Here is a 12,330-nt window from a genome sequence, read left to right as displayed (position 1 = left end):
AAATCCAAAACGGATGACTTACTTTTGAGCTTTAAGCCCATCATGAAGCACCGCAAACTCGTCATCATTCCTACTTACAATGAGATAGAAAATATCTCAGAAATGATCCACACAGTGATGGAATTAGACGGAGAGTTTGAGCTGCTGATCATAGATGACGGCTCACCTGATGGTACGGCAGATGCCGTCATAACTCTTCAGGATGATTTTCCCACCAGACTCCACCTGATCCAAAGAGAAGGTAAGCTGGGGCTCGGCACAGCTTACATCCATGGCTTTAAGTGGGCTCTCACAAGAGGCTATGATTATATTTTTGAGATGGATGCAGATTTTTCTCATGACCCCAATGATCTGATCAAGCTTTACCAAGCTTGTGCAGAAGAAGGATTTGATATGAGTATCGGTTCCCGCTACATTACTGGAGTAAATGTGGTCAACTGGCCCATGGGACGAGTTTTGATGTCCTACTTTGCCTCGGTTTATGTCAATTTCATCACCGGCCTCCCGATCAAGGATTCCACTGCTGGATTCAAATGCTACCACAGATCTGTTTTGGAAGGAATCCAATTGGATGAAATTCGATTTATCGGCTATGCTTTCCAGATTGAAATGAAGTTTACAGCATGGAAGCTTGGTTTTCAGATCAAGGAAGTGCCTATTATTTTCACTGATAGAACCAAAGGAACTTCCAAGATGAGCAAGGGAATTTTTAAAGAAGCAGTATTTGGAGTTATTTGGATGAAGGTAAAAAGTATCTTTTCACCCTATAAAATCAATCAAACCGAATCGATTGAATTGGGTTCACCCGCGAAATAATCAAGACCGGAATCCAGAGCACTGCGGCAGTCAAACCGGCTATACCGAAATTGATTCCCACAAATACTGGCCAATTCCAATCAATCGGCACATAACTCATGTAATAGCTGGCAGGATCCAAAGGAATTAGATGAAATAAGTCCTGCACCAGTCCGATGCCAAGACCTATGGCGTTCCCTATCAGCAGACCTCTCCCCAAGATACGCATGCCATTCCAGAAAAATATCCTACGGATCTGCTGATTTCTAGCACCTAGAGCTTTGAGCAAGCCGATCATCTGAGTTCTCTCCATGATCAGAATGAACAAGATCGCAGCCATGTTGAATATGGCTACAAAGCCAATTAGTCCTATAAAAACATAGACATTGGTATCCAAAAGCTTCAACCAATCAAAGATTTCAAGAAACTTATCCTGAGAGTCAATCAGTTTCAGATCAAAATCCAGATGATCCAAAATAGCCTCTATCAGTTCATCCGATGGCTTAGAGTTAACAAATAGTTCCAAACCTCCTATCTGATCTTTGCTCCAACCATTCAGGTTGCGAATAGTCTGCAGCTCTCCCAGAATGATTTTTTCATCAAAATTCTCGAGATAGGTCTCATAGATCCCCACTACTTCCACCCTCCTATATCGAGGAGGTTCCTGGACAAAGTATAAAATAATCCGATCCCCTACTTCGAGCTGAAGCCTATTGGCTATCACCGAGCTGACCATGATTTCATTGGAAGTTCCTTCCTCGGGAATCTGAAGCAGCCTTCCTTCCCTGAGGTAATTTTTGAAAGTCAAGGTATCAAAGTCCTGCCCTACTCCTTTCATCAAAACACCCTCAACTTCCTGATCACCCTTGATCAAGGCTGCTTTATGTGCAAAAGACTGGACCCGGTCAATAAAATCAAGTTGCTGATAACTTTGGGCAAAATCACTTTGAAGGGAAAAAGGAGTTTCTTCAAATGCATTGCTCATAGTAAATCGCTGCACCTGATAATGCCCTGTAAATCCATAGACCTTTTCCGCAACGGTCTTCTGAAATCCACCCAATACCATAAAAGAAACAATAGATACCGCTAGGCCTATCGCCAAACTGCCGACAGCTATCTTGTGGATGGTGCTGGAAAAACCGCCCGCCCTTCTAAAACTGATTCTTTTGGCAATGAAATAGGAAAGGTTCAATGGAGTGATTTAATTTGTCCAATAAGTTCGCAAAATAGCAGGAAGCATATGAAATTTTCATTCTTAAGCCTTTTTTTGACTGGCATTTTATCTCTGTTTGGGTTATTTGTTACACCATCTCAGGGACAGATTTTGATGGGTGACGAGCAGCCGGAGCTCTATCTCCCTCTACTTCAAGGCAAAAGAGTGGGAATCGTCGCCAACCAGACTTCCATCATGCCACAGCGCAACAATCTACAAGTGGTAGACTTTCTCATGGAGCAAGGAGTGAATCTCAAAAAAGTATTTGTACCGGAGCATGGATTTCGGGGTACAGCTGATGCAGGTGAAAAAGTGGACAACAGTGTCGATCAAAAAACAGGTCTACCGATCATCTCATTGTATGGCAATAATAAAAAGCCATCACCAGAGCAAATCAAGGATGTAGACGTATTGGTCTTTGACCTGCAGGATGTGGGCACGCGATTTTACACCTATATCTCTACCATGCACTATATCATGGAGGCAGCTGCCGAAAATGACAAAAAGGTGATCATCTTTGATCGTCCCAATCCCAATGGACATTACATCGCAGGCCCCATGCTGAAAAAAGGATTTGAAAGCTTTGTAGGCATGCATCCTATTCCAATAGTCCATGGCTTGACCGTAGGAGAACTCGCCCAAATGATCAATGGTGAAAAATGGCTCAAAGGTGGCAAAACCTGCGATTTGGAAGTAATTCCTATGAAAAACTGGGAGCACTCTACAGCATACTCCTTGCCTGTCAAGCCTTCCCCCAACCTTCCTAATGATCTTTCAATCCACCTTTATCCAAGTACCTGTTTATTCGAAGGCACAGTGATTTCTCTTGGCCGAGGCACTCATTTTCCATTTCAGGTATACGGCTATCCAGATCCCAAATTTGGCTCCTTCACATTCACCCCTGTAAGTATCGATGGTATGTCTAAAAATCCCCCGCATCAAGACAAGCTATGCTATGGGAAAGATCTGAGAGCGGAATCGATGGATCATCAATTCAGTCTTAGCTACCTGCTAGAAGCCTACGAAATATCTGGTATGAAAGAAAAGTTTTTCAATAATTACTTCAACACGCTAGTTGGTACAGACGAGATCAAAAAAGCCATGCTAGCAGGCAAATCAGCCCAAGAAATAGAAGCATCCTGGGCTAGTGACCTTGAAACTTATAAGCTTCTGAGAAACAAATACCTAATCTACCGATAAGTACCCCGACCACGATTATGGCAACGAAAGACCTAAGAATCATATACATGGGAACACCTGAATTTGCAGTTCCCTCATTGGACCAACTCGTAGCAAACAACTGGAATGTCGTAGCTGTGATCACAGCTCCAGACAAACCAAAGGGGCGTGGACAAAAGCTAATTCCCTCTCCAGTGAAAGAGGCTGCTTTGAAACACGAGATACCAGTTTTGCAACCTACCAACCTCAAATCCCCTGAATTTCTGGAAGAGCTCCGTTCCTATCAAGCAGACTTACAGATAGTCGTCGCTTTCCGCATGCTTCCTGAGGTAGTTTGGGCCATGCCATCGTTGGGCACTTTCAATCTTCATGCTTCTCTTCTACCCAATTATCGTGGAGCTGCACCCATCAACTGGGCCATCATCAATGGAGAGAAAGAAACTGGCGTAACTACTTTTTTCCTCAAACACGAAATAGACACCGGATCAATCATCTATCAGGAAAAAGTCCCTATCCTCCCGGAAGAAAATCTGGGGGATATCTATGAAAAATTAATGGAATTAGGGTCGAGACTGGTAGTCAAGACAGTCGAAGATATAGCTGAGGGCAATGTCCAGGCTTTGCCACAGGATGAAAGCAAAGCGATCCATCATGCACCAAAGATTTTCAAGGAAACAGGGAAAATCAATTGGGAAAACTCAGCAGAATCCATCCACAATTTGATCAGAGGCCTCTCTCCATATCCTGCTGCTTGGACTGAGTTGGAAGGCAAAATCTGTAAGATCTACCAGTCCAAAGTAGTACCGACTGACCTGTCCAGTATTCCCGGAAAGACATATACAGATGAAAAAAGCTACCTGAGAATAGGGACTTCCTCTGGGCAATTGGAGATTTTGGAACTGCAACTGGAAGGTAAAAAAAGAATGAAAACCGTTGATTTTTTACGAGGCTATAAATTCTCCTAGTCATTCAAATCTATTTTTTTGCTTTTCATACTTTTGAGAGTCCCCAGCTTTTGCGATCTTAGCTATTGATTTACAAACTTTTATCACTATGAAAAGAATAGTCACACTAGGATTGCTTCTACTTTTTACACTTAGTTTTAAAGCAGAGGCACAGTTTATTAAGAAAATCCAGAAAGCCGCTGAACGAGGTGCTCAAAAAGCCATTGAAAAGAAAGCGGAGGAGGAAATGGAAAAAATGATCCAAAAGCAACTGGAAAAACAGCTGGAAGGAGTTTTTTCTAGTGATTCGGAAAGCAATCCTGTCTCTTTGGATATGGAGTCCATTTTGGCAGGGATCGGTGAAGATGTACCGGTAGCAGATGAATATCACTTTTTGGGATTCATGGTACTTCAGCTGGAGGCCACAGAAAAAAATGGCAAAAAAGATGATCCTGTATTGATCAAATCACTCATTGGTGCCGAAAGTTCTTTCACAGGAATGGAGATCAATGACCCCAAAAATCCAGACGTGACCACGACGATGATCATGGATACAGAGCATGAAGCCTCTATCATGTTTATGGACAATAAAGGAGAGAAAAGCTCATTTGCGTACAAGCTCAACATGGATGGAATCGACGCCATGGTAGAAGAGAATGTCGAAGAGTCCCTTGCCGAAGATGATATTACGTTAGAAAAAACCGGTAACACCAAATCTATTCTTGGCTACGAATGTGAAGAATTTCATGTCAAAAACGAAGATGGAGAAGGATACTACTGGGTGACCACTGAGCCTATCGATGGCGTCAATTCATTTTGGAGCATGAACAGTCCTTTTGTGAAGGACAAAGCGCAGCAGCGCTATAGAGAGCACTTCAAAAACCTACCGCAAGGCAACTTCATGGAAATGACCTATACCTCAACCGACGGATCTGTCGTCGACATGAAAGTCATAGAAATAGAGCCAAACAGTCCTAAAACATACACATCTGCTGAATACCCCAACCTCATGGCAGGAATAGAAACCAAGTGATCGCTCACTAGAATGACTTCACTACCCAAAGTGGCTTATTGATAAAATAAGCCATTTTTTTTGAAAGGCTATTTTTGAAAATCTTATCGAAAAAATCCTTCTTTTGGCTCAAGGTCACCAGCATATCCCCCTTGGCAGTCTGTAGGTAGGTTTCTAGTCCCAAAGCCAAATCGTCCCGAAATGATTTCAACACAAAATTCACATAAGGATATTTGATAAAAGGCTTGAGCTCTTCTGTCATTTCCTGATGGAGAGATTTGTCAATAGCTCTATTCCCCGGACTGGCATGTACTACATCAATTTCAGTCTTGAAAAATTTAGCCAGATCGATGACCTTTTGAATTGCAAGTTTATCTTCTTCAATGTAGTCTGTCGCATAGATTAGCTTGCGAGGTTTTTTGAAGAAAACTTTTCGCGGAATCACCATGACATCTACCTCTGCTTCTTCTACGATCCTACTAGCTCGAGAGCCGATGATATTCTTGCGGAGATCATTCATTCCCTCCGTCCCAACTACTATCAAATCCGCTTGCACCTTTTGAGCAAAAGCCAAAGTCTCATTCACGATGCTCCCCTCTACGATATGCCACTCACAAGATTCGAGACCAGAAGTAAGACACTCCTTCTCCACAGTTTTTTGAAGACTTTTTAGCTTGTCTTTCAAAAAATCCTGCTGATAGATTCCCTCCTGATCATTGGGAGAAAGCTTCAAATAATCTTCTTTATTGGCCACATGGAGCAGCAGCAACCGAGACTTGTATTTTTCTCCCAGCCTGGCTGCATATTCAATTGCATTGAGGGAACATTCGGAAAAATCGGTCGGACAAAGGATGGTGTGTTTTGGGTTCATTTCTTTTTTAAAAAACTTAATAACCTTTGCTTCGGTTTACGACGTTTTTCAAAGGTTCGTTAGCTTTCAATCGTTTTATATTTTCCAACACCTGCGGTGCAGCTGCTTTGGGATTGGTGACACTGGCAATGTGCGGAGTCAAAGTCAATCCGTCAACTTCCCAGAATGGGTGATCCTGAGGCAAAGGCTCCTGATGATAAACATCTAGCATCGCCCCGGATAGTTGCCCACTTTGAATAGCGGGAGCCAAATCTTCTTCCACCAAATGCCGACCACGGGCGACATTGATGAGGTAAGTACCTGGCTCACACTGATCAAAAAGTTCTTTGTTCAAAACACCTTCTGTATCGGGAGTCAGCGGCAAAAGACATATCAACACGTTGATTTCCTTCAGAAAATCGGAGAGCTGATCTCGGGTATAATAAGGGAATTTAAAATCATCTTTTTCAGAAAATCCCAGTCCAAAAACTGGAAATCCCATAAAATCGAGCTTTTCCAGCACGTCATAGCCCAATGCTCCTACACCCATCACTCCTACTCTAACGTCTATTTCGGGCTGACTCATATCCCAAACCTTCTTTTTCTGATCTGTTTGATAGCGAGTGATCTGTCGATGAAAGTTCAGCACGCCCATCACCACATAGTTAGTCATCGACCAAGTCAGGCGATCGTCCACTATCCTCACGATAGGCAAGTGCTCAGGAATACTCTCATCAGTCAGGATATGATCGACACCAGCGCCCATGGAGCTGACAAGCTTCAAATTGGGGAAATCTGACAGAATGCCTTTGGGATGCTGCCATACCAAAACAGCTTCAACGGATTCAGGATGTTTGATTTCAGGATATACTTGGATTTCCAGTTCAGGATCAATTGACCTGATGGCTTGTATCCATGAAGAAGGATCTTTTCCGGGACAGATGATTGCTAGTGACATAAAACAAAATTGATAAATCCATCTATCCTTTGAAACTAAAGCAAAAAAGGATTTACCCACTGATCAAAAAAGATGTGAAAATGGACTTCTGATTGCAACAAAATTCTCCAAATTGCCTTTCTAAAAGAAAACCCAATTTGCATTCTCATGAAAAAATCAATCCTCCTGATCGGTCTACTAGCTCTCTTGCATAGTTCTGTGCTGGTAGCGCAGCAAATCCAAATGCCTCAGGCATCCCCATCTGCCCAAATATCCCAAAAAGTAGGGCTTACTGATGTGACCGTGGACTATTCCAGACCCAGCACCAAAGGCAGAAAAATCTTTGGAGAATTGGTGCCCTACGGATTAGTTTGGAGAACAGGAGCCAATTCGGCTACAGTTTTGGACTTTTCCACCGATGTGATCATTCATGGCACGCGCATCCCAGAAGGAAAGTATGCACTTTATACGATTCCAGGAAAGTCAAAATGGACCATTGTACTTTCTAAAAACACCGAACTCTGGGGGGCTATTGGCTACTCAGCTGATGATGACATCCTTCGATTCGAAGTCGAATCCAATAAGTTAAGTCGGAAATACGAGACTTTTGAAATCAGCTTCAACAACATGACCGATAATGGCGCTGATCTGTCGATGAAGTGGGAAAATACAAGAGTGGATTTTAGGATCAACACCGAAGTGGATCCAATCGTAATGGAGCAAATTCAGGAATTGGTCATAGATACAGATACCCAAGACCCGAGCTTATTGTATGCTGCATCCAATTACTATTACACCAATGATAAAAGTCTGGATCAAGCCTATGGATGGATAGAAAAATCCGTGGAGTCTGATCCGAAGTATTGGACCCTACACCTCAAAGCAAAAATCGAAGCGAAACTTGGCAAAAAAGAAGAAGCTAAATCAACTGCTGAAGAATCCATGAAACTTGCAGAATCTGCTCAAAACCCTGATTATGTCAGACTTAATGAACGATTGATCCAATCATTGAAATAATCAGGACTTCAGACATAAGAACACTTTACGATAAGCCCCTACCCCAATCGGTAGGGGTTATTTTTTGACCAGCTGGATCAATGAGGCCAAGATCATCACGGTAAAACAGCCAATGGCATTGTACCAGAGAAACCCAATATCCCAGTGCAACCCAAAGAGTCCTTCTCCATTTCTAAAGTGAATGAGCAAGATTAACAATTGAGACAAAATAGCCGCGATAAAAACCGCTTGTCCTTTGATCCATTTCATCAAAAATCCCACTAGAAATATCCCCAGTATCGTCCCGTAAAATAATGAACCCAGTAGATTCACTGCTTGAATGAGATTTTCGAAGAGAGAGGCGTATAGAGCAAAAATGATCGCTCCGCCTCCCCAAAAAGCAGTGAAAAACTTGGAAGAGTAAACGTAGTGCTGATCGCTAGCTTCTTTTTTGATCGATCGCTTATACAAGTCTATTGTAGACGTGGATCCCAGTGAGTTCAGTTCTGATGCACTTGAGGACATCGCAGCAGAAAAGATCACAGCGAATAGCAAGCCGATGATCCCCTGAGGAAGATGATCCATCACAAACCTCATAAATACGTAGTCGGTATCACGGGTTTCGGCCAAAGGATCATTCTGAATAATTAGAGATTTCACCTCTTCACGGATTTCTGATTGTTCAGATTTTAGTCCCTTTAGCCCAGACTGGATCGATGCGATCTGAGACTCATCTTCATTTTCCACAGCCGAAAGCAGTTCCATGTATTGACCTTTGCTTGTTTCAAAATTGGCGGTGTATTTATCCTGCAATAGTTGAAACTCATCCGCATAGTCACTTTGCTCCAGCTTGTCAGTTTGCACAGAATTGAAGACGACAGGGGGCTGATAAAATTGATAAAAAACGAACACCATCACTCCAATAAAAAGTATAATGAATTGCATTGGAATTTTCAGCAAACCATTCATAATCAACCCCATTCTACTTTGAGTAAGAGACTGACCTGACAGGTAGCGCTGAACCTGACTTTGGTCTGTACCAAAATAAGATAGGAATAGAAAAACTGCAGCAGATACCCCAGACCACACATTGTATCGATCCGACGGGTCAAATTCAAAATTGACCAAATTCAGCTTTTCCATCTTACCGGCCACATGAAGCGCCTCCTGAAATGAAATCGGCAGCATTTGCACCACAATGATTCCGGCTAGTATCATCCCGCCCATCATGACAGCCATTTGTTGCTTTTGAGTGATGGAGACAGCAGCGGTGCCGCCAGTCACGGTGTAGATAATCACTACCGCTCCGATCAAAACCACTGTCCAAGTAAGAGACCATCCCAGCAATGTGGACAAAATGATGGCTGGAGCATAAATGGTAATGCCTGCCCCAAGGCCTCGCTGCACGATAAACAACATGGCAGCTAAGGTCCTAGTCTTGAGATCAAATCGATTTTCAAGATATTCATACGCTGTATATACTTTCAGCTTATAGTAAATCGGAATGAAAAAAACTGAGATAATGATCATCGCTATCGGCAAACCAAAATAAAACTGGATAAAACCCATTCCATTTTCGTATGCCTGACCAGGAGTACTCAGAAAAGTAATCGCTGATGCTTGAGTAGCCATGATCGACAAGCCAATCGTCCACCAATTCATGGAGTTTCCTCCTCTCAGATAGCTTTCCAGATTCTTTTGACCCTGAGTTTTGTAGATCCCATAAGCGGCGATGGAAGCTAGGGTTCCGAAAAGTATAAACCAATCTATTCCACTCATGAGTAAGCTGCCATCAACCAATAAAACAATGCGATCATGACAAGTAAACCTCCTATCAGTCCTGCATAAAGTCTACTCCATTTTATCTCCCGTTCTTCCAACTTATTGTTCGATTAGATTGATGAAAAGCTTGATGGCTCCGGGCACTGCTGCCGGAAGTTCTCTGAAAAATGACAAACCGGTATAGACGAAAGTGCCTTCTCCATAAGTGGCATAGATAAGAGACCCCGTCTTGATGTCTTCTCCAGGATCATTCATCTGCAAAGGCGTGCTATATTCTGGAGCCAAATCCCCAGCGAAATACAATCCTCGCTCTTGAATCCAATTATTAAAATCTTCCTGACGCATCTGATTTGGCCCCTGCATCAGCGGGTGACTATAGTCTGCAATCACTGAAGCGTTTTCTACAGCGACTCGATCTCTGGTTATTGTAAAGGGATAAGGGCCTATCTGTGTAGTAAGCAAAGGACTGGAAGTATTGTATTGTACGATTAAATTGCCTCCAGCCCGCACATAACCCAAAAGAGAAGCTTGATTTTCGGCCAATAGCTGGTTGACATTATAAGCACGAATCCCAATAAGGATAGTTTTGTATTGAGAGAGATTTTCCAAACTAAAATCGCCTTCCCCAAGGCTGATCACCTCATATCCCAAAGCTTGCAGCACCTGAGGCACTTCGTCTCCTGCACCAGGTACATATCCGATTTTATCTCCCGAAATTTCCCAGTCTTCTTGGATCAATGCCACGTTTGCAGGCTGGAAATAAGTAAGATTTGGGATATGCTTATAGCCTATTCGCTCACTGATTTGATCGTAAACTTTCCCATTGGCTGCCCTGTATTGAGCTTTTACAATCTTTTTTCCAGATCCATTTTGCAAGAACTCCACTGTATAGATTCGCTGTTTCTGAGCTGGGTTATCTTCCACTTTCAATATAGAAAACTGTCCCTCATCTACTCCTTCAAAACTCAGCGAACCATCTGAAATAGATTGATTGAAATGAACCGTGACTACCAAGGTGGGATCTGACTTTTCTAGTAGAAAAACAGTTTCTTTCGATAGACTCAAATCAATTTCCGGAATAATCACAAATGGCTGCTTCACTTCTCCATCCACCTGATCATTGTATTTGTAGTACAATGGAGCTGCCAGTTCAAATCTTTCATCGGCTATGGTAAATGATAGATCTGCTTGAATCGATGGTTCATTGAAAGGCTTGCCTATCAGCTTCTGCTCCTCGACTGGATACATCGGGCCATCTACGTACTTCTCAAGCCAATAAGGCTGTGAGTATGGCATTGACTCTTTGATCTCAAATTGAATGGTTTCAGAATAAGGCTGATTTCCTACTATCTGCCCAGCAGAAGTATTGAAATCTTCTTGCCCTACATGAACAGAAAGATCCTCAACAGGAATAGTCGAAGGATTGTTGAATACCAAGGTACTGCTCACTTGTGATCCTGGAAAGGCCGTTTCTTGTCTAGCGTTGAACTCAATTTCAATCCCCAAACTGGCAAGAATCAACTGATCCAATGCTTCCTTTTTTTCTTGTAGCCAACCTGACTTCGAGTCCATTATTCCCTTCATTGAAGCTTTCACCTCCAGTAGAGCTGGAACATTTTTCTCAGGATTCAGAAAATCAAAGTCTGCAATTGCCTGATCGATCTTCATCCTAATGGCTTCGCCACCTTCAATTGACTCCCACTTATCCTCTATTCCTTCAAATGGATGTTGTTTCATAGCTTGTCCATTGACAAACTGAATATGATCATCCGCAGCACCTATGCCCGCCGTAGACCCAAAACCCTGAGACTTATGCATGGTCCGACTATCGGCTGCTATTTGGCTGTAAGTTTCTCCTAAAAGAGGATTGAAGTCTCCAGTAGGAAATGCGTAGTATTGTTTTCCTTCTTCCGGCTCAAATTCTCCTCTGAAATTATAGGCATTCCAAAAAATACGTTTGGCTTGCCAAGGTTCTACAAAGTCCAACTGGTCAGAGAATGCTTGCGGATCAGCGGCCTTTTCAAACGCCTCTTCTGCCAAAATCGCTGAAGTAGTATGATGCCCATGTGTGACTCCCGGAATAGTATTGAATCGGGTGATGATGATATCTGGTCTAAACCTCCGAATCACCCAAACCACGTCGGATAAAATCTTTTCCCGCTCCCAATTTTGAAGCGTCTCATCTGGATTCTTGCTATAGCCAAAATCCTTGGCTCTGGTAAAAAACTGTCGTCCACCATCCGTCTCTCTCGCCTTGAGCAACTCCTGGGTACGAATCTGACCCAAGCCAATACCCAATTCTGGACCAATGAGATTTTGTCCCCCATCACCTCGTGTCAGACTTAGATACGCCACTTGTGCCAATTCCTCATTGGCGAGGTAAGCTATCAGTCTTGTATTTTCATCATCTGGGTGAGCAGCTACATAGAGTACACGCTTGGTCTCTTTGATTTTGAGTAGCTCGTGGTAGAGTTCTGAAGATGGAAGGGATTGAGAAAAAGACAGGGAGCTTCCGAGACAGAATAAAAAGCCTAGAAGCAATCGAAATAATTTTGGGTTTGGCATAAGTGTTCGGGCAAAACACTTACAAACTAGCTGATGCCAGAAAGAAAAAAAAATTTT

At 42.7% G+C, this 12,330-nt stretch carries 10 protein-coding genes; 5 read left to right on the top strand and 5 right to left on the bottom strand.

Annotated elements, in window-relative coordinates:
- The first annotated feature begins 42 nt into the window (after window positions 1-42).
- Window positions 43-816: a polyprenol monophosphomannose synthase gene (locus G460_RS0102260; protein ID WP_026953846.1), complete on the top strand. Its 774-nt coding sequence runs from the start codon at window positions 43-45 to the stop codon at window positions 814-816.
- On the opposite strand, the gene G460_RS0102255 is transcribed toward G460_RS0102260, so the two are convergent.
- Window positions 773-1,987: an ABC transporter permease gene (locus tag G460_RS0102255; RefSeq protein ID WP_026953845.1), complete on the bottom strand. Its 1,215-nt coding sequence runs from the start codon at window positions 1,985-1,987 to the stop codon at window positions 773-775. The genes G460_RS0102260 and G460_RS0102255 overlap by 44 nt on opposite strands.
- Before the next feature lie 48 nt (window positions 1,988-2,035).
- Between G460_RS0102255 and G460_RS0102250 the strand changes: the two genes are divergently transcribed.
- The 3 genes from G460_RS0102250 to G460_RS0102240 all read left to right on the top strand — a co-directional run bounded on the left by G460_RS0102250 (window position 2,036) and on the right by G460_RS0102240 (window position 5,164).
- Window positions 2,036-3,208: an exo-beta-N-acetylmuramidase NamZ family protein gene (locus G460_RS0102250; protein WP_026953844.1), complete on the top strand. Its 1,173-nt coding sequence runs from the start codon at window positions 2,036-2,038 to the stop codon at window positions 3,206-3,208.
- Between the two features lie 17 nt (window positions 3,209-3,225).
- Window positions 3,226-4,152: a methionyl-tRNA formyltransferase gene (gene fmt, locus G460_RS0102245; RefSeq protein WP_026953843.1), complete on the top strand. Its 927-nt coding sequence runs from the start codon at window positions 3,226-3,228 to the stop codon at window positions 4,150-4,152.
- 88 nt (window positions 4,153-4,240) lie between these two features.
- On the top strand, window positions 4,241-5,164 hold the full coding sequence (locus tag G460_RS0102240) for a DUF4412 domain-containing protein (RefSeq protein WP_026953842.1): 924 nt from the start codon (window positions 4,241-4,243) through the stop codon (window positions 5,162-5,164).
- 7 nt (window positions 5,165-5,171) lie between these two features.
- On the opposite strand, the gene G460_RS0102235 is transcribed toward G460_RS0102240, so the two are convergent.
- Together G460_RS0102235 and G460_RS0102230 are read right to left on the bottom strand one after the other, a co-directional pair.
- On the bottom strand, window positions 5,172-6,014 hold the full coding sequence (locus G460_RS0102235; RefSeq protein ID WP_026953841.1) for a universal stress protein: 843 nt from the start codon (window positions 6,012-6,014) through the stop codon (window positions 5,172-5,174).
- 16 nt (window positions 6,015-6,030) lie between these two features.
- A complete protein-coding gene (locus G460_RS0102230) occupies window positions 6,031-6,951 on the bottom strand; it encodes a 2-hydroxyacid dehydrogenase (RefSeq protein ID WP_026953840.1) in 921 nt (306 codons plus the stop codon).
- 147 nt (window positions 6,952-7,098) lie between these two features.
- On the opposite strand from G460_RS0102230, the gene G460_RS0102220 reads away from it, so the two are divergent.
- Window positions 7,099-7,947 carry a DUF2911 domain-containing protein gene (locus G460_RS0102220; protein WP_026953839.1) on the top strand — a complete coding sequence of 283 codons (849 nt, stop codon included), beginning with the start codon at window positions 7,099-7,101 and terminating at the stop codon, window positions 7,945-7,947.
- A 57-nt stretch (window positions 7,948-8,004) separates the two neighbouring features.
- On the opposite strand, the gene G460_RS0102215 is transcribed toward G460_RS0102220, so the two are convergent.
- Complete coding sequence (locus G460_RS0102215; protein WP_026953838.1) at window positions 8,005-9,705, bottom strand: sodium:solute symporter family protein; 1,701 nt, start codon at window positions 9,703-9,705, stop codon at window positions 8,005-8,007.
- Window positions 9,706-9,807: 102 nt separating this feature from the next.
- The gene (locus G460_RS0102210) at window positions 9,808-12,273 is read right to left on the bottom strand and encodes a PIG-L family deacetylase (protein WP_026953837.1); all 2,466 of its coding nucleotides are present in this window, start codon (window positions 12,271-12,273) and stop codon (window positions 9,808-9,810) included.
- Window positions 12,274-12,330: the final 57 nt, after the last annotated feature.

This window comes from Algoriphagus vanfongensis DSM 17529, from assembly GCF_000429465.1.
Lineage (GTDB): Bacteria > Bacteroidota > Bacteroidia > Cytophagales > Cyclobacteriaceae > Algoriphagus > Algoriphagus vanfongensis.
The sequence above is the reverse complement of the archived record's forward strand: the minus strand, read 5'-3'. Positions and strand labels throughout refer to the sequence as shown.

Coding starts and splice junctions, on each gene's coding strand:
- G460_RS0102230 (WP_026953840.1), bottom strand. CDS start 6,951: ATGTCACTAGCAATCATCTGTCCCGGAAAAGATCCTTCTTCATGGATA.
- G460_RS0102260 (WP_026953846.1), top strand. CDS start 43: ATGAAGCACCGCAAACTCGTCATCATTCCTACTTACAATGAGATAGAA.
- G460_RS0102215 (WP_026953838.1), bottom strand. CDS start 9,705: ATGAGTGGAATAGATTGGTTTATACTTTTCGGAACCCTAGCTTCCATC.
- G460_RS0102240 (WP_026953842.1), top strand. CDS start 4,241: ATGAAAAGAATAGTCACACTAGGATTGCTTCTACTTTTTACACTTAGT.
- G460_RS0102250 (WP_026953844.1), top strand. CDS start 2,036: ATGAAATTTTCATTCTTAAGCCTTTTTTTGACTGGCATTTTATCTCTG.
- G460_RS0102235 (WP_026953841.1), bottom strand. CDS start 6,014: ATGAACCCAAAACACACCATCCTTTGTCCGACCGATTTTTCCGAATGT.
- fmt (WP_026953843.1), top strand. CDS start 3,226: ATGGCAACGAAAGACCTAAGAATCATATACATGGGAACACCTGAATTT.
- G460_RS0102220 (WP_026953839.1), top strand. CDS start 7,099: ATGAAAAAATCAATCCTCCTGATCGGTCTACTAGCTCTCTTGCATAGT.
- G460_RS0102210 (WP_026953837.1), bottom strand. CDS start 12,273: ATGCCAAACCCAAAATTATTTCGATTGCTTCTAGGCTTTTTATTCTGT.